The organism is Lutibacter sp., from assembly GCF_016342705.1.
Lineage (GTDB): Bacteria > Bacteroidota > Bacteroidia > Flavobacteriales > Flavobacteriaceae > Lutibacter.
The window spans coordinates 380032-398716 of the sequence record NZ_JAEINV010000001.1 but is presented as its reverse complement, the minus strand read 5'-3'; the positions used below and the strand labels follow the sequence as shown (position 1 = coordinate 398716).

At 31.8% G+C, this 18685-nt stretch carries 18 protein-coding genes; 13 read left to right on the top strand and 5 right to left on the bottom strand.

Translation table 11 applies throughout. From position 1 onward, the window contains the following. Position 1: 1 nt before the first annotated feature. A complete protein-coding gene (locus tag JEY78_RS01530; protein ID WP_291846208.1) occupies positions 2-880 on the bottom strand; it encodes a permease-like cell division protein FtsX in 879 nt (292 codons plus the stop codon). Positions 881-999: 119 nt separating this feature from the next. Next, the gene (locus JEY78_RS01525; RefSeq protein WP_291846207.1) at positions 1000-1437 is read right to left on the bottom strand and encodes a hypothetical protein; all 438 of its coding nucleotides are present in this window, start codon (positions 1435-1437) and stop codon (positions 1000-1002) included. A 182-nt stretch (positions 1438-1619) separates the two neighbouring features. Between JEY78_RS01525 and rbfA the strand changes: the two genes are divergently transcribed. The 3 genes from rbfA to katG all read left to right on the top strand — a co-directional run bounded on the left by rbfA (position 1620) and on the right by katG (position 5632). Then, complete coding sequence (rbfA, locus tag JEY78_RS01520) at positions 1620-2015, top strand: 30S ribosome-binding factor RbfA (protein ID WP_291846397.1); 396 nt, start codon at positions 1620-1622, stop codon at positions 2013-2015. Position 2016: 1 nt separating this feature from the next. Next, entirely contained in the window at positions 2017-3219 is a 1203-nt protein-coding gene (locus tag JEY78_RS01515; RefSeq protein ID WP_291846206.1) for an FtsX-like permease family protein, read from the top strand. A gap of 190 nt (positions 3220-3409) precedes the next feature. Then, the gene (gene katG / locus JEY78_RS01510) at positions 3410-5632 is read left to right on the top strand and encodes a catalase/peroxidase HPI (RefSeq protein ID WP_291846205.1); all 2223 of its coding nucleotides are present in this window, start codon (positions 3410-3412) and stop codon (positions 5630-5632) included. Positions 5633-5702: 70 nt separating this feature from the next. On the opposite strand, the gene JEY78_RS01505 is transcribed toward katG, so the two are convergent. Both JEY78_RS01505 and dusB read right to left on the bottom strand, forming a co-directional pair. Then, positions 5703-6428 carry an SdiA-regulated domain-containing protein gene (locus JEY78_RS01505; protein ID WP_291846203.1) on the bottom strand — a complete coding sequence of 242 codons (726 nt, stop codon included), beginning with the start codon at positions 6426-6428 and terminating at the stop codon, positions 5703-5705. Next, positions 6428-7408, bottom strand: coding sequence for a tRNA dihydrouridine synthase DusB (gene dusB, locus JEY78_RS01500; protein WP_291846202.1), 981 nt, complete (start codon positions 7406-7408; stop codon positions 6428-6430). Before dusB ends, JEY78_RS01505 begins: the two co-directional genes overlap by 1 nt. Positions 7409-7499: 91 nt before the next feature. Here dusB and JEY78_RS01495 point away from each other — a divergent pair, with 91 nt between their 5' ends. The 3 genes from JEY78_RS01495 (at position 7500) to lepA (ending at position 11462) form a co-directional block, all read left to right on the top strand. After that, positions 7500-8603, top strand: coding sequence for a hypothetical protein (locus JEY78_RS01495; RefSeq protein ID WP_291846201.1), 1104 nt, complete (start codon positions 7500-7502; stop codon positions 8601-8603). A 7-nt stretch (positions 8604-8610) separates the two neighbouring features. Beyond that, positions 8611-9591, top strand: coding sequence for a Gfo/Idh/MocA family oxidoreductase (locus JEY78_RS01490; RefSeq protein WP_291846200.1), 981 nt, complete (start codon positions 8611-8613; stop codon positions 9589-9591). 74 nt (positions 9592-9665) lie between these two features. Next, positions 9666-11462 carry a translation elongation factor 4 gene (gene lepA / locus JEY78_RS01485; protein ID WP_291846199.1) on the top strand — a complete coding sequence of 599 codons (1797 nt, stop codon included), beginning with the start codon at positions 9666-9668 and terminating at the stop codon, positions 11460-11462. A gap of 66 nt (positions 11463-11528) precedes the next feature. Here lepA and JEY78_RS01480 read toward each other — a convergent pair whose 3' ends face one another. Continuing rightward, positions 11529-11879 carry a 4Fe-4S dicluster domain-containing protein gene (locus JEY78_RS01480; RefSeq protein ID WP_291846198.1) on the bottom strand — a complete coding sequence of 117 codons (351 nt, stop codon included), beginning with the start codon at positions 11877-11879 and terminating at the stop codon, positions 11529-11531. A 171-nt stretch (positions 11880-12050) separates the two neighbouring features. On the opposite strand from JEY78_RS01480, the gene JEY78_RS01475 reads away from it, so the two are divergent. The 7 genes from JEY78_RS01475 (at position 12051) to nuoH (ending at position 18680) form a co-directional block, all read left to right on the top strand. Then, positions 12051-13907: a 2-oxoacid:acceptor oxidoreductase subunit alpha gene (locus JEY78_RS01475; protein WP_291846197.1), complete on the top strand. Its 1857-nt coding sequence runs from the start codon at positions 12051-12053 to the stop codon at positions 13905-13907. 2 nt (positions 13908-13909) lie between these two features. After that, positions 13910-14923, top strand: coding sequence for a 2-oxoacid:ferredoxin oxidoreductase subunit beta (locus tag JEY78_RS01470; protein ID WP_291846195.1), 1014 nt, complete (start codon positions 13910-13912; stop codon positions 14921-14923). A gap of 147 nt (positions 14924-15070) precedes the next feature. After that, complete coding sequence (locus tag JEY78_RS01465) at positions 15071-15421, top strand: NADH-quinone oxidoreductase subunit A (protein ID WP_291846194.1); 351 nt, start codon at positions 15071-15073, stop codon at positions 15419-15421. After that, entirely contained in the window at positions 15412-16008 is a 597-nt protein-coding gene (locus JEY78_RS01460; RefSeq protein ID WP_291846193.1) for an NADH-quinone oxidoreductase subunit B, read from the top strand. Before JEY78_RS01465 ends, JEY78_RS01460 begins: the two co-directional genes overlap by 10 nt. Positions 16009-16019: 11 nt before the next feature. Next, positions 16020-16481 (top strand): NADH-quinone oxidoreductase subunit C, encoded by a 462-nt coding sequence (locus JEY78_RS01455; protein WP_291846192.1) that lies wholly within the window; start codon positions 16020-16022, stop codon positions 16479-16481. Between the two features lie 2 nt (positions 16482-16483). Next, complete coding sequence (locus tag JEY78_RS01450; protein WP_291846191.1) at positions 16484-17605, top strand: NADH-quinone oxidoreductase subunit D; 1122 nt, start codon at positions 16484-16486, stop codon at positions 17603-17605. Between the two features lie 10 nt (positions 17606-17615). After that, complete coding sequence (nuoH, locus tag JEY78_RS01445; RefSeq protein ID WP_291846190.1) at positions 17616-18680, top strand: NADH-quinone oxidoreductase subunit NuoH; 1065 nt, start codon at positions 17616-17618, stop codon at positions 18678-18680. Positions 18681-18685: the final 5 nt, after the last annotated feature.

The following is an 18685-nucleotide window of genomic DNA, read 5'->3' as shown; positions in this document are numbered from 1 at the left end:
TTTAATAATATAATTCATCGGTTCTTAAATTTAAAAACCTTTGAGTTGCAAAAAATGTACTAATCCAAGTTATTAAAATTCCAAGTGCAATAATTGCTGAAAATAAAATTCCTAAAATTTCATAATCAGATAAAAGTTCAATTTCAGGAACCATTTTATTCACATACATAATAAAAACTAACAGCCCGGTTATAGAAACTAAGGCTCCAAGAACTCCTAGTTTTATACTTTGAATAATAAATGGCACTCTAATAAATCCTTTAGTTGCACCCACCATTTGCATAGTTTTTATAGTAAAACGCTTAGAATAAACTGATAATCTGATAGAACTATTAATTAAAACTACCGCAATAAGTGTAAATAAACCACTAAATAATAGCATCCAAAAACTTAAACGCGTTATGTTTTTAGTTAAAAGTTCAATTAAAGGTTTATCATAAGAAACTTCAGCAACAATACTTCTAATTTTTAGCTGATTTTCTATTTCCATCATTTTTTCTGGAGTCACAAAATCAGATTTTAATGAAACATCTATGGCGTCTTTCAACGGATTCTCTCCCAAAAAGTCTAAAAAGTTTTCACCTATTTCTTCACTATATTTTTTTGCAGCAACGGATTTTGAAATAAAAGTAACAGATTTTGTGTACTCCGCCTTTTTTAATTCAGCTTGTAAAATTTTGATATCATCATTATTAGCATCGTCTTTTAAAAAAACCGTGATAGCCACTTTTTCTTTAAAATGTTTTGTTATACTATTGGTTTTTAAAACAATAAGTCCCAAAATTCCTACCAAAAAAAGCACCAAAGCAATGCTTATGATAACCGAAAAGTATGAAGATCTTAATCGTCTTTTTTGATATTTTTCAAATGATTTATCCAAAAGTAATATGTATTAAATAGGCTGCAATATACAAATTTGTTGTTAGTTGTAGCAAGTGAAACAAACGATTAATTTAAGAACGAAGAAATTTGTTTTCTATTTTAATTTTCGGTTAATATTTATTTTTTTAATACTGAATGTAAACCGTAAACAATAACAAATAGTATGGGTAAAATAACTATTGTGTAAGTATAATTCCAAAAATAAGTAGCTGCTTTCACTCCTCCTCTAAATACTGATTTACTTGAAAAATTAAAAGCCCAATTATCTGCTAAATAGTAACCCACAATACCCCATAAAAATGCTAGTATTATTAGTATTTTTAAAACTGTTTGATAGTTTTTTGAAAATCTAGTTTTCGGATTATTAATATGCTTACAAGCAAAATAAATTGAAAAAGGAAATGTTATAATGCCAATCCATGAAATTAATGTTCCAAAAGGCATTCCTATAGCATTTATTAAAGGTCTACTAAGAATTTCTGCTCCAGAAAACACTAAATATACTGTTAATAAAAATATACTTAATATTATAAAAAATACTGTTTTTCGTGGCATTTTTAAATGGTGTATGTTCAAAAAAAAAAATTAAAGTATAATATCCACATTCATTAGATACTCAAATTTAAGAAATATAAGACTTTAAAAAAACGTTACTCATAAAAACTTTTAAAACTCGCAGTAATTAGTTATGAATAAAAATAAAATAGAAATTATGTATATTTAACTATTATCTTTGCATTATGGAAACAAACAGACAAAAAAAAATAGCAGGTGTTTTACAAAAAGATTTAGCAGAAGTTCTACAACACGCCGCTCAAGATGGAATGAAGGGCGTAATTATATCTGTTACCAAAGTAAATGTTACTTCTGATTTATCTCAAGCTAAAGTATATTTAAGCGTTTTTCCACAATTAAAACGTGAAATTATTTTAAAAGGAGTTCAGGAAAACACTTCAACTATTAGATATGAAATGGCTCGAAGAACACGAGATCAACTTAGAAGAATGCCTGAATTAGCTTTTTATATTGATGATAGTTTAGATTATATTGAGAATATTGACAATGCTTTGCGTGGCAAAAACGAAAATCCAATTACAAATCCTGATATTTTAGACAAACGTCAAAAACGATAAATTGAATTTTCCTTTTTACATAGCCAAAAGATATTTATTTTCTAAAAGCAGCAACAATACTATAAATATTATCACATTTATTGCTGCAATTGGTGTTGTTATTGGAACACTCGCTTTATTTATTGTTCTTTCTGGTTTTTCTGGACTTAGAGAATTTAGCATTGGGTTTTTAAACACTTCTGATCCGGATATTAAAATAACTTCTGAAAAAGGAAAATCTTTTCTTTTTGATAAAACATTTCAATCAAAAATTGAACAACAAAAAGGAATTGCATCATTTTCAAAAGTAATTGAAGAACGTGCTTTTTTTGAATTTCACCAAAAAACACATATTGCCTATATTAAAGGAGTTGATGTTAATTACACCAATGTAAATAGTATTGATACTACTGTTTATATTGGAAGTTGGTTAAATACTGAAGTTCCCTATGGATCAGTAGTTGGAAACGGAATTTCAGCTATTTTATCTGTTGGTGTTTTTGATTATTTAGAACCACTAAAAATATATGTTCCAAAGCCAGGTTCTGGCTATATTACAAATCCAAATAACGCTTTTACAGAAATTCACACACAACCAATTGGCATATTCGCCTTAACCGATGAAATTGATAAAAAATACACATTTACATCTCTAGAAGTTGCACAAGAACTACTGAATTATAAACCTGAACAAATTTCAGCAATAGAATTAAAAGTCACCAATATTAAAGAGCGCGCAAAAATAATTGATGATTTAAATATAACTTTAGGAACTGAATTTAAAATTGAAACCAGAGAACAGCTAAATGCTGTTTTTTATAAAATGCTAAATACAGAGAATTTAGCTTCCTATTTAATATTTACGCTTATTTTAATAATAGCATTATTTAATGTAATTGGCGCTATTATTATGATGATATTAGATAAAAGAGACAATCTAAAAACCTTATATAATATTGGCGCAACCATAAAAGATATAAAACGTGTTTTTATTTTACAAGGCTTTTTACTATCTGTAGTTGGACTTTTTATAGGCCTAACCATAGGAATACTGCTCGTATTACTTCAAAAAAAGTATAGCTTATTTATGATTACACCTAATCTAGCCTATCCTGTTGAGTTTAATTATGCCAATGTTTTTACCGTAATGGCAACCATTTTGATTTTAGGCTTTTTAGCATCAATAATTGCTAGTAGTCGTATTTCTAAAAAGCTGGTTGAATAATAGTTAGTTGATTTCTGCTTAAAATAAAATTTTTCTATTAAATTTACTAGACTGTTATTCAAAACAATAATAGTCGTTCACTTCACCCCAAACTTTAAATATTTATTTAAGTATAAGAAATAACTATTGTTAATTTTTATTGATAATAATAATTTATACTTACTTTATTGTAACTTAAAAAATAAAAATCATGAGTAGTTCAAAAGATGGTAAATGTCCTATTGACCATGGCCAATTTCCTAAAAAAGAAGAAACAAATGAAGCAGTAAAATGTCCTGTAATGCACGGAGGAAACACATCATCAGACAAATCCGTAATGGATTGGTGGCCTAAAGCACTAAATTTAGATATTTTACACCAGCACGATACAAAAACAAATCCTTTAAAACCCAATTTTAATTATCGCGAAGAATTAAAAAAATTAGATGTTGAGGCTTTAAAAAAAGATGTGAATAATTTAATGACTGATAGCCAGGAGTGGTGGCCAGCAGATTGGGGCCATTATGGTGGATTAATGATTCGTATGGCTTGGCATTCAGCAGGCACCTATAGAACTGCTGATGGACGTGGCGGAGGAGGAACAGGAAACCAACGATTTGCTCCTCTTAACTCTTGGCCAGACAATGTGAATTTAGATAAAGCAAGACGCTTACTTTGGCCAATTAAGAAAAAATATGGAAATAAAATAAGTTGGGCCGATTTAATTATTTTGGCAGGAACCATTGCTTATGAAAATATGGGATTAAAAACATTTGGTTTTGCTTTTGGACGTGAAGACATCTGGCATCCTGAACAAGATATTTATTGGGGTGCAGAAAAAGAATGGTTAGCTCCTAGCGATAGTCGTTATGAAAATTTAGAAAATCCAGCGACCATGGAAAACCCTTTAGCCGCTGTACAAATGGGATTAATTTATGTAAATCCTGAAGGAGTAAATGGAATACCTGACCCATTAAAAACTGCACAACAAGTTCGTGAAACATTTAAAAGAATGGCCATGAACGATGAAGAAACCGTTGCCTTAACAGCTGGTGGACATACCGTTGGAAAAACTCACGGAAATGGAGATGCAAGTTTATTAGGGCCTGACCCTGAAAGTGCTGGTGTTGAAGAACAAGGCTTAGGTTGGAAAAACCCAAACAAAACGGGTAAAGGTCGTTATACGGTTACAAGCGGTTTAGAGGGCGCCTGGACTACCAACCCAACAAAATGGGATAACGGTTTCTTTGAAATGCTTATTAACCACGATTGGGAATTGCAAAAAAGTCCTGCAGGAGCTTGGCAATGGGAACCTAAATCTATAAGAGTAGAAGATAAACCTGTAGATGTTGAAGACTTTTCTATTCGTCATAATCCTATGATGACGGATGCAGATATGGCTATGAAAATGGATCCCATTTATAAAGAAATTTCATTGAAATTCATGCATGATTTTGATGCTTTTTCCGATGCATTTGCACGCGCTTGGTTTAAATTAACTCACAGAGATATGGGACCAAAATCTTGCTATTTTGGACCTGATGTTCCTAAAGAAGATTTAATTTGGCAAGATCCAATTTCTAAAGGAAAAACAGCCTACGATATTGCTGCTATTAAAGAAAAAATTGCAACTTCTGGATTGAGTATTTCTGAAATGGTTTCAACAGCTTGGGACAGCGCTAGAACATTTAGAGGTTCCGACAAACGAGGTGGCGCAAATGGCGCAAGAATTAGATTAAGTCCTCAAAAAGATTGGGAGGGAAACGAACCAAAAAAATTAGCAAAAGTACTTTCAGTTTTAGAGCCAATTGCTGCTAAATTTGGAATAAGCATTGCAGATACCATTGTATTAACAGGAAATGTTGGTGTTGAAAAAGCAGCGAAAAATGCAGGAATAGCTATTTCAGTTCCATTTGCTCCTGGCCGAGGAGATGCAACTGCTGAAATGACAGATATTGAATCGTTTGAACCATTAGAACCAGTAGCAGATGGTTTTAGAAACTGGTTGAAAAAAGATTATATAGTAAGTCCGGAAGAATTATTGCTAGATAGAACTCAATTAATGGGATTAACCGCACCTGAAATGACAGTTTTATTAGGTGGTATGCGTGTTATGGGAACAAATTTTGGAGATACAAAACACGGTGTATTTACAGATGCTGTTGGAGCTTTATCTAACGACTTTTTTGTAAACCTAACCGATATGAGTTACGCTTGGGAGCCTTCAGAAAATGGATTGTATAATATTCGCTCTAAAAAAACAGGACAAGTAAAATTTACTGCTACACGAGTTGATTTAGTGTTTGGTTCAAACTCTATTTTACGATCTTATGCTGAATTTTACGCACAAGATGATAATAAAGAACGATTTGTAAATGATTTTGTGAGTGCTTGGGTAAAAGTGATGAATGCAGATAGGTTCGATTTAAAATAAATTAAATATCTAACCATAAAAAAGCAGTTTGAAAATTTCAAACTGCTTTTTTATTTAATTACTTGAACAATCAATTAGGCTTTTTAAAAACATATAATTTATTCTGAGAATCACTCACAATATAAATTTGTTTTTGAACAACTACAATACCTTCGGCCTTTTTAACTGGAATTTTATAACTTTTAAGTAGCTCTCCCTTTTTTGTAGTTTTAAATATTTTTTGTGATTCATCACTCAATAACCATAGATTCTCTTTAGCAGTGTCTTCACAAATACCCGATAAATCTTTGGCAAAATCTATATTTATTTCTGAAAGTATTTTTCCTTTTTTTGAAATATTTAAGAGCTGTTTTGGTGATTTTTCATTTACTGCATAAAAACTATCATTGTCCAAACTAAAACAAAGTCCTTCTAAACCACTATTATTGTGCTTTTGGTTTCCTTTTACCTTATTTTTTTTAATGATTTCACCATTACTATTAATTTGAAACAAAGCCCTTTTAGACTCACTCACAACAAAGAAATCTCCATTATCATTAACAGTAATACCTTCTAAATCTTTAGTTTTAATTTTAATTTCATCAACAATTTTCCCTTTCAAATCAACTTTATAAACCACGCCATTAAAATCACTTACAATAAACAAATAATTGTTGAAATACGTAATTCCTGAAGGTTCTTTTATATTTAACTTATAAGAATTAACTATTTTTAATTCAGCACTTGAATTTCCATTAAAAATACAAGACGAAAAAAATGAAATAAATACAATTAAAATTACTCGTATATAATTCATTAAGCGAATTTCTGTAACACTTCATCAAAAGCATCATAAACGCCTTGCGCTGTATCTGACTTCACCATTTTTAAACGATATTCTTTAAAATCTGGAATTCCTTTAAAGTAATTGGTATAATGACGACGCGTTTCCATAACTCCAACAATCTCAACACCTTTCCAATCAATTTCCATCTGCAAATGCCTACGAGCCATTTCAACACGCTCAGCAATAGAAATTTCGGGTAAATGTTCACCTGTTTCAAAAAAATGCTTTACTTGTTTAAAAAACCAAGGATTTCCAATACTTGCACGGCCAATCATAGCGCCATCCAAACCAAATTTATCTCTCATTTCTAGGGCTTTTTCAGGAGAATTTACATCTCCGTTTCCAAAAACAGGAATATGCATTCTAGAATTATTTTTCACCTCTGCAATTGGCGCCCAAGTAGCATTGCCTTTATACATTTGTTTACGCGTTCTACCATGAATAGAAATTGCAGCACAACCAACATCTTGTAAGCGTTCAGCAACCTCCACAATTTTAATAGACGCTTCATCCCAACCCAAACGTGTTTTGACAGTGATAGGTAATTTGGTGTGTTTTACCATAGCTTCGGTTAAACTCACCATTAAATCTATGTCCTTTAGAATTCCAGCACCAGCTCCTTTGCTAACCACTTTTTTAACCGGACAACCAAAATTAATATCAATAATATCAGGATTCGATTGTTCAACAATTTCAACTGTTCTAAGCATCGATTCTAAATTTGCTCCAAATATTTGGATTCCAACTGGACGTTCTTTTTCATAAATATCCAGTTTTTTTCTACTTTTTGCAGCATCACGAATCAATCCTTCTGAAGAAATAAATTCCGTATACACCACATCTGCACCTTGTTCTTTGCACAACGCTCTAAAAGGTGGATCACTCACATCCTCCATTGGTGCTAACAACAATGGGAAATCACATAATTCTATATTGCCTATTTTAATCAAAATCAAAAAATTAAGTGCGCAAAAATACATAATTTAAATTATTTATGAATTCTTAATTAAATTGTATTTTTGAAACTCTAAAAATATCAATATGAAATTAAATATTACAGCATTACTTGTTTTAGGGTTATTTATTGGATGTAAATCTGCGCATAACTCTAGTAGTTACGATGGAAAATCTGGCGCTACTAAAATTGTAAACACCATACATTATCCTCAAGAAAAACATTTAAAAAATATAAAACAACTTACTTTTGGTGGCGATAATGCTGAAGCCTACTGGAGTTTTGATAATAAAAAATTGGTGTTTCAGGCTAGTAATATTTGGGGTTTAGGCTGTGATCAAATTTTCACAATGGACATTTCTGACGATTTAAGTAAAGGCACTAAACCACAAATGGTAAGCACTGGTTTAGGAAGAACTACTTGCAGTTATTTTTTATCTGATAATAAAACAATTATTTATTCATCAACACATTTGGCTGATAAAAATTGTCCTCCAGTTCCAAAAAAAGAGGATTATGGAAATAAATATATTTGGCCAGTTTATGAAGGTTTTGACATTTTTACAGCAGATATAAATGGTAATCAATTAAAACAATTAACTTTTGAAAAAGGATATGATGCTGAGCCAACTGTTTCTCCAAAAGGTGATAAAATTGTATTTACATCCACCAGAACTGGAGATTTAGAACTTTTCACTATGAATTTAGATGGAAGCAATGTTCAGCAAATAACCGATGAACTAGGTTACGATGGTGGTGCATTCTTTTCTCCAGATGGAACTAAATTAATTTTCCGTTCATCGCGTCCAAAAACCGAAGCGGAAATTAAAGAATATAAAGTTTTATTAGCTGTTGGCTTGGTTCAACCTACTAATATGGAATTATATATTTGCAATGTTGACGGTAGTGAATTAACAAAAATCACCAATTTAGGAAGCGCTAACTGGGCACCATTTTTTCATCCTTCAGGTAAAAAAGTAATCTTTTCATCCAATCATAAAACTAAACATAGCTTTAATTTATTTATGATAAACGTTGATGGAACCGGTTTAGAACAAATTACTTTTGATACAGTTTTTGATGCTTTCCCAATGTTTTCTCCAGATGGTAAAAAAATAGTTTTCTCTTCAAACAGAAATAATAACGGAACACACGACACCAATTTGTTTATTGCAGATTGGGTAGAATAATTATAAAATGAATAAAAAATACAACTGGGCAATTTTAGGTTGCGGAAAAATTGCAAAAAAATTCGCGTTAGAATTAAAAGAGTTACCCAAGGCTAATTTATACGCAGCAGCTTCTAGAAATAGAGAAAATGCGAATAATTTCGCTTCAGAATTTGGGTTTGAAAAGTCTTTTGACTCTTATGAAGAGATGGTAAAAGATCCATTTGTAGATGTTGTTTATATTGCAACACCTCACAGTCATCATTTAGAGCACACTTTATTATGTTTAAACCATAAAAAAGCAGTATTATGTGAAAAAGCATTTGCCATAAACTTAAAAGAAGTTTTACAAATGATACAAGCTTCAAAAGAAAATAACACGTTTTTAATGGAGGCTTTTTGGGTACGTTTTCGTCCAAAATTTAAAAAAGTATTAGAACTAATTAAAAATGAAGATTTAGGAAAATTAAAAATGGTTAAATCCGATTTTAATTTTTTAGGAGAATTCAACCCAGAAAGCAGATTATATAATTTAGATTTAGGAGCTGGATCGCTATTAGACATAGGTATTTATCCTGTTTTCACTTCATTAATGTTATTAGGAAAACCAACACAGATTAAAGCAATTCCACAATTTAGCCCAACAGGATCTGAAGAAAGTATTACTGTTTTTTTAAGTTATGAAAACGGGGCTTCTGCTATTTTAAACTCAAGTTTTAAAAGTGACTATAAAAATGATGTAGAATTAAGTTTTGAAAAAGGACATATTGCATATGATCGCTTTTCAAACGAACCAATATTATTACAAACAACAACTAAAAATCAACAGATATCTTTTGATGCAGGACCAAATTTAGGATATCAATTTGAAGCCATTCACGTGATGGATTGTTTAGATAAAAACTTAATTGAAAGCCCTATTTTACCATTATCAACTAGTATAGATTTAATGAGTATTTTAGATGCAATTAGAAAAGAAGCAGGTATAGTTTTTCCTAACCACGACTAAAACAAAATTTTAGCTGTTAAAGGCAAAACTATTTCATTATATTTGCGCCAAATAAGAAGACAGGATTACGAAGTATGAAAAACATTAGAAATTTTTGCATTATAGCGCACATTGACCATGGTAAAAGCACCTTGGCTGATAGATTGTTAAGCCTTACCGGAACAACAACTGCTCGTGAAGAACAAGCCCAATTATTAGATACTATGGACTTGGAGCGTGAACGTGGAATTACCATAAAAAGTCATGCCATTCAAATGGACTACACTTATGAAGGTGAAAAATATGTTTTAAATTTAATTGACACTCCTGGTCACGTAGATTTTTCATATGAAGTATCTAGATCTATTGCTGCCTGCGAAGGCGCTTTATTAATTGTTGATGCCGCACAAAGTATTCAGGCACAAACTATTTCTAATTTATACTTAGCTTTAGAACATGATTTAGAGATCATTCCAGTACTAAATAAAGTAGATTTACCAGGCGCAAATCCAGAAGAAGTTACCGATGATATTGTAGATTTATTAGGCTGCAAACCAGAAGATGTAATTCATGCAAGTGGAAAAACAGGTTTTGGCGTTGATGCAATTTTAAAAGCTATTATTGAAAAAGTACCAGCTCCAAAAGGTGATGTAAATGCACCTTTGCAAGCTTTAATTTTTGATTCAGTTTACAACTCTTATAGAGGTGTTGAAACTTATTTTAGAGTAATGAATGGAGAAATAAAAAAAGGGCAACGAATCAAATTTATGGCTACTGCTAAAGAATATTCAGCCGATGAAGTTGGTACATTAAAATTAACACAAATACCTAAACAAAGTATTAAAGCAGGTGATGTTGGTTATTTAATTACAGGAGTAAAAACTGCAAGTGAAATTAAAGTTGGTGATACTATTACAGATTTTATGAACCCAACTGATAAAAGGATTGAAGGTTTTGAAGATGTAAAACCAATGGTTTTTGCAGGAATTTACCCTGTTGACACCGAAGATTATGAAGAGCTACGTTCTTCAATGGAAAAGCTGCAATTAAACGATGCCTCTTTAGTGTTTATTCCTGAAAGCTCCGCCGCACTTGGTTTTGGATTTAGATGTGGTTTCTTAGGAATGTTGCATTTAGAAATTATTCAAGAAAGATTAGAGCGCGAATTTGATATGACAGTTATTACAACAGTACCAAACGTTTCATATCATGCTTTTACAAACAAACATCCTGATACAATACTTTTAGTTAATAACCCTTCAGATTTACCTGAACCATCAAAATTAAATCGTGTTGAAGAGCCTTATATAAAAGCTACAATAATAACAAAATCAGATTTTGTTGGACCAGTAATGAGTTTATGTATTGAAAAAAGAGGTCAAATTGTTAACCAAACATATTTAACACCGGAACGTGTTGAATTAACTTTTGATATGCCTTTAGCTGAAATTGTTTTTGATTTTTATGATCGTTTAAAAACAGTTTCAAAAGGGTATGCTTCTTTTGATTATCATCCTGTTGGAATGAAAGCTTCAAAATTAGTGAAGGTTGATATTTTATTGAACGCAACTTCGGTTGATGCGCTTTCATCATTAATTCATGCAGATAATGCTTACAATATTGGTAAAAAAATGTGTGAAAAATTACGCCAGTTAATTCCTCGTCAGCAATTTGATATTCCAATTCAAGCAGCAATTGGTGCTAAAATAATTTCGCGTGAAACAGTAAAAGCATTAAGAAAAGATGTTACAGCAAAATGTTATGGAGGTGATATTTCTCGTAAACGTAAGTTATTAGAGAAACAAAAGAAAGGTAAAAAACGTATGCGTCAGGTTGGAAATGTAGAAATTCCACAAGAAGCATTTATGGCTGTATTAAAACTAAATGATTAACCTTTTTTTAATTGTATTAAATAAAAAACCCTGAAAATTTTCAGGGTTTTTTATTTAATACAAAGATTACTCTCCGTGTAACCAAGCTTTTTTAGCTAATAACTGATCTTCAGTTTCTACGTGATCTTCATCAGGAACACAACAATCAACTGGACAAACAGAAGCACATTGTGGTTCATCATGGAAACCTTTACATTCAGTACATTTATCAGTTACAATAAAGTAAAACTCATCAGATTTCGCTTCATTCATAGCATCAGCATCAGCTGTACCACCATTTGGCAAAGTAATTGTTCCACTTAAAGCAGTTTCGTCAGCATACGCCCACTCACTATCTGGTTCATAGATTGCATTGTTTGGACACTCAGAAATACAAGCATCACAATTTATACATTCGTCGGTTATTTTAATAGCCATGTTTACTAATTTTTAATATTTATTAATTTCACAAAATTATACAATTTTAGCTAAAGCTATGTGACAAAAGTCATTTACTGTGTTAAAAAGTAAAATTATATTTGACAGTATGCTATAAGCATTAAATTATTTTCAATAAATTTAAATAAAATTTTCTAATTATCATAAATTATGATTTCAGATAAAGTAAAATTACAACCAGAAGTTGTTGAAGCAGTCGTAATTCGATTTGTTGGTGACTCTGGTGATGGAATGCAGCTTACAGGAACTCAGTTCTCTGACACATCTGCCATGTTTGGAAATGACATTGCAACTTTCCCAAATTACCCTTCAGAAATTAGAGCTCCTCAAGGAAGTTTATATGGTGTTTCTGGCTTTCAGGTTCATATTGGAAGTGTTGAAGTGAGTACACCTGGAGATAATTTAGATTTATTGGTTGCCATGAATCCTGCTGGTTTAAAAACAAATTTACACGCATTAAAGCCTGGCCATACTATTATTGTTGACTCTGATGCCTTTTCAAAGAAAAATTTGGAAAAAGCACAGTATGAAACCAATCCACTGGAAGATAACAGTCTTGAAAATTATAGAGTTATTCAGGTGGATATGACCTCTTTAACTAAAGAAGCTTTAAAAGGTGTTGAAGGTTTAGATAATAAATCTATCACCCGTAGTAAAAATATGTTTGCTTTAGGAATGGTTTATTGGATGTACGGACGTTCAAGAGATTACACTATTGACTTCTTTAAGAAAAAATTTAAGTCGAAGCCTCATTTAATTGAAGCAAATACGAAAGTATTAAATGCTGGATATTTCTTTGCTGAAACTTTAGAATTAATTCCGAATGCGTACACAATTTCTCCTGCTAAAATGAGACCCGGTACCTATAGAATTATTATGGGTAATACAGCTACAGCATGGGGATTTTTAGCGGCTGCAGAAAAATCTGGATTAGAACTATTTTTAGGTTCGTATCCTATAACACCTGCAACCGACATTTTACACGAATTAGTAAAACACAAACATTTTGGCGTAAAAGCTTTTCAAGCGGAAGATGAAATTGCAGGTATTGCATCAGCAATAGGTGCATCGTTTGCGGGAGATTTAGCAATTACAACAACGTCAGGACCTGGTTTAGCATTAAAAGGTGAAGCTTTAGGTTTAGCTATGATTATGGAGTTACCTTTAGTTGTTGTAAATGTTCAACGTGGTGGTCCATCAACAGGTTTACCAACAAAAACGGAGCAATCAGATTTATTACAAGCTATGTATGGTAGAAATGGGGAAAGCCCTGTAATTGTTATTGCTGCAAGTACACCTGCCAACTGTTTTCAATACGCATACGAAGCAGCAAAATTAACCTTAGAACATATGACCCCTGTCATTTTATTAACAGACGGTTATATAGCTAATGGATCAGCTCCATGGAAAATTACAAGCTTGAATGATTTACCTGATATTAAAAATAGAATTTCTAAAAATGCTTCTGAAAATTGTCATCCATATGATAGAGATGAAGCAACTTTAGCACGTAATTGGGCAATCCCAGGAACCCCAGGTTTAGAGCATAGAATTGGTGGACTGGAAAAAGATAGAATTACCGGTAATGTTTCTCAAGCTCCTGAAAATCATGAAATCATGACAAAGGTAAGAGCTGAAAAAATTAAACGTGTTCAAAACTATATTCCTGAAATTAAACCTGAATTTGCTGAAGAAGGTGACTTATTAGTTATTGGTTGGGGAGGAACTTACGGGTCTTTACACTCTGCTGTAAAGCAAATAAATGAAGAAGGCCATAAAAATATTGGTTTAGCTCATTTTAACTATATAAACCCTCTTCCAAAAAATACAGAAGAATTATTAAAAAAATTCAAAAAAATTATTGTTTGTGAATTAAACAACGGTCAGTTTGCTAAAATTCTGAAAATTAATTTTAATGGATTTGAGTTTTTACAATTTAATAAAATACAAGGATTACCATTTGGAAATAATGAACTGATTGAAGAATTTAAAAAATTAGTAGAATAATTATGGAAGCAATTACAGAACAAAAATATACTTTTAAAGATTTTACTAGTGATCAGGAAGTAAGATGGTGCCCAGGATGCGATGACTATGTGATTTTACGCTCAATGCAAAAAGCATTACCAGAGATGGGTGTTAAAAGAGAAGATGTTGTATTTATTTCGGGTATTGGATGCTCATCACGCTTTCCATATTATATGAATACTTATGGAATGCATACTATCCATGGTAGAGCACCAGGAATTGCATCGGGAGTTAAATTAGCAAATCCAAATTTAAGTGTTTGGGTAATGACTGGTGATGGCGATTCTATGGCTATTGGTGGAAATCATTTCATACATGTATTACGAAGAAATATAGATTTAAACATTGTACTTTTCAATAATGAAATTTATGGTTTAACAAAAGGACAGTTTTCTCCTACTTCATTGGTGGGTCAAAAAACTAAATCATCGCCTTATGGAAATACGCAACCTCCTTTTATTCCTGGAGAATTAGCACTGGGTGCTGGAGCGCGTTTCTTTGGACGAATTGGTGGTAATGTTCCAAAAGAAATTACACAAATGATGATTGATGCTCACAAATTTAAAGGAACATCTCTTATTGAAGTTTTACAAAACTGTGTTATTTTTAATGATGGATGTTTTAGCAATATTACAGACAAAGATGTTAAAGAAGATAAACAAATTTTCTTAGAACACGGCAAACCAATGATTTTTGGAAAAAACAGAGACAAAGGACTGGTTTTAAATAAATTAAAATTGGAAGTTGTTACTATTGGTGAAAATGGCATTACTCAAGAAGATCTATTAGTACATGATGCCAAAGAAAAAGACCCAACATTGCATCAAATGTTAGTGAGATTAGAATATCCAGTAGCTACAGGAATTATAAGAAGTTTTGATGATGTTACTTTTGAAGAACGTGAAGATGCATTAACCAAACAAGTAAAAGCAAATTCAAAATTCAAAAAAACCGACGATTTATTCTTCTCCGGTGAGACATATACAGTTAAGTAACAAATGTAACAAAGATACCTGATTTAAGTCAGGTATCTTTTTTTGCAATACATTTACATTTGTCAGTAATTTTTAAATAAAAAAAGTATAGGTTGATTATCTTAATTAATCTACTACTTTTGTAGACTAATAAAAAAGCGTATTAAAATGGGTTCAGAAGCTATTATTGTATTTCTACTCGCTGGAATTGTTTTAGTTGCAGGTGCAAATTTTTTATCAAATTTAATCTCGCATAAATCAGACAATCCTCAAAAACGAGAACCTTATGAAAGTGGTATGACCACTATTGGACCAACTTGGGTACAATTTAAAGTAGGTTATTATTTATTTGCCATCTTATTTCTAATTTTTGATGTAGAAGTTGCATTCTTAATTCCTTGGGCAGTTGTTTTTAAGGATGTGGGTACTGTTGCTTTCATTGAAATTATTATATTTTTAGTGATTTTAGGATTAGGATTATTATACGCTTGGAAAAAAGGAGCATTAAAATGGGAGTAGAAAAAAAACGATATACTAGTCAAATGGAACCAAACGAATCTGTTCCGCAGGTTCCAGCAGACTTTCCTGGGAAAGTAATTCCCGCAGGTAACGGAGCTAACGTAATTGTTACTTCATTAGATCAAATAATTAACTGGGGACGATCAAATTCTTTATGGTCACTTTATTTTGGAACTAGCTGTTGCGCTATTGAAATGATGCAAACAGGAGCAGCTCGTCACGATTATTCCAGATTTGGATTTGAGGTTGCAAGGCCTTCCCCAAGACAAGCCGATTTAATTATTATTGCAGGAACCATTGTTAATAAAATGGCACCCGTTCTACGTCGTTTATACGATCAAATGGCGGAACCAAAATATGTAATTGCAATGGGAGCTTGCGCTATTTCTGGCGGTCCGTTTTTCTACAATTCTTATTCTGTAGTTAAAGGTGCAGATCACGTAATTCCTGTTGATGTTTATGTTCCTGGTTGTCCTCCGCGTCCTGAAGCTTTGCTAGAAGGCATGTTAATGCTTCAAGATAAAATTAGAACAGAAAACATGAAACATAAAGTGAATCCTGTTGATGGGTTTGATGAAGGACTTTAAAAGAATAATTTATGACCAACGAAGCATTACAAAACTTAATTAGCAGCTGGATTCCAGAACTGGAATTTACTGAAGAAGGTTCTCAATTCTTAAATATTTCTGTAAAACCTGAACAATTACACCAATTATTATCACAATTAAAAAGCAATGCCGAAACTAGTTTAGACTATTTATTTTGCTTAACTGGTATGGATTATGAAAAATCATTGGGTGTAATTTATCATTTAGAATCTACTACACACAGACATATTGTGGTTGTAAAAGTTCAAACTGAAGATAGAGAAAATCCAACTTTTGATTCTGTTTGTGATATTTGGAGAACTGCAGAATTTCACGAACGCGAAGTATTCGATTTCTTTGGAATAAAATTTAATAACCATCCAAATTTAAAACGCTTGTTTTTAACTGATGAATGGGAAGGATTTCCATTAAGAAAAGATTATGTAGATGAAATTAATATGGTTATTAAGTAATTATGGATACAACTATAAAAAATAGCAACTTAAAATCGGAAGAATATTTCATTAATATGGGACCTCAGCACCCTGCAACTCACGGTGTTTTGCGTTTATTATTAACCATTGATGGTGAAATTATTAAAAAAGTAGAGCCAGATTTAGGCTACATTCACCGTTCTATCGAAAAAATGTGTGAGCGAGACAGCTATCAGCAAATTGTTCATTTAACAGATAGAATGGATTATTTGTCTTCACACATAAATAATGAAGCAGTTTGCTTAACTGTTGAAAATGCATTGCAATTAGAAATTCCAGATCGTGTTAAAGTTATACGAACTATTATTGGTGAACTTACACGTATTGCTTCACACACACTTTGGTGGGGAGTTATGGGAATGGATGTTGGCGCATTAACTACTTATTTTTACGGTTTTAGAGATCGTGAAATGATTAATGATATTTTTGAAGAAACTTGTGGTGCCCGTTTAACAATGAACTACAACATTCCTGGTGGTTTAATGTTTGACATTCACCCAAATTTTGTAAAAAGAACAAAAGAGTTTATTGCTCATTTTAAAACAAAATTACCAGAATACGATACATTACTTACTGGAAACGTAATTTTTCAAAAACGTATGAAAGGTGTTGGAATGTTAACCAAAGAAGATGCTATTTCATTTGGAGCTTCTGGCCCAGTTGGTCGCGGATCTGGATATTCTTGTGATGTTAGAAAACACCATCCTTACAGTGCCTTAGATAAGGTAACTTTTAATGAAGTATTAAAAACTGAAGGAGATAGCTTTGCACGTTACCAAGTAAGAATTGAAGAAATGTGGGAATCAATGTCTATTATAGAACAGTTGATTGACAACATTCCTGAAGGTGATGTTCAAGTAGCAACAAATGCCGTTATAAAATTACCAAAAGGTGAGTTTTATCAAAAAGTAGAAACTGCACGTGGTGAATTAGGAGTGTATATAAATAGTACAGGAACTAAAAATCCATACAGATTAAAATTCCGATCTCCTGGATTTTCAAATTTATCATTGCTAAATCATATTGCAGTTGGTGGTAAAATTGGAGATTTAGTAGCATCTATGGCAACATTAGATCTTGTAATTCCAGATATTGACAGATAAAATTAATACAATGAATATATCATTAAATATAACAAAAACCATTACCGAATTGCTATCAGGCTTTATGTCTGAAGGAGCTGCAAATATTGGAGCAATGGTTACCATCGCATTAATTTATTTAGCCATTTTTGCGGTTGCAGGTTTGTATCTTGTTTTATTAGAGCGTAAAATAGCTGCTTGGTTTCAATTACGTTTAGGGCCAAACAGAGTTGGACCTTGGGGTTTATTGCAAACAATGGCAGATGCTTTAAAATTGGTTTCAAAAGAATTAACAGGTACTGTAAAAGCTGATAAATTTTTATTCAATTTAGCACCATATTTTGTAATTGTATCGTCATTAATGGCGCTATCGGTTTTTCCTTTCACACAAGAATTTCAAGCCTTTGATATTAATATTGGAATTTTCTTTTTAATTGCAATTTCATCCATTGGTGTAATTGGAATTTTATTAGGTGGTTGGGCAAGTAATAACAAATTTGCTTTAATTGGCGCAATGCGTAGTGGAGTTCAAACTATAAGTTACGAGCTTTCAGTTGGTTTATCATTATTAACAATGGTTTTACTAACGGGTACTTTGCAATTATCAGAAATTGTTGAAGTTCAAAAAAACGGCTGGTTAATTATTCAAGGTCATATTCCTGCAGTAATTGCATTTATGATTTATATGATTGCCGGAACTGCCGAAACAAACAGAGCCCCTTTTGATATGGTGGAAGCTGAAAGTGAATTAGGAGCTGGTTTTCATACTGAATATTCAGGAATGAAATTTGCTTATTTCTTTTTAGCGGAATTCATCAACATGTTTATTATTGCAGCCATTGCAACTACCGTATTTTTTGGAGGGTGGTTATCACCATTTGGTATCACAGAATCTATTCCTTGGTTAGGTGTTTTTTGGTTTATTGGAAAAACTTTTATGCTGGTATTTTTAATGATGTGGTTCCGTTGGACATTCCCTCGTTTGAGAATTGATCAACTATTGACATTGGAATGGAAATATTTATTACCGCTAAACTTATTAAACATCATTTTAATGGCAGTAATTGTTTGGCTTAACCTAACAATTCAATTTTAAGAATT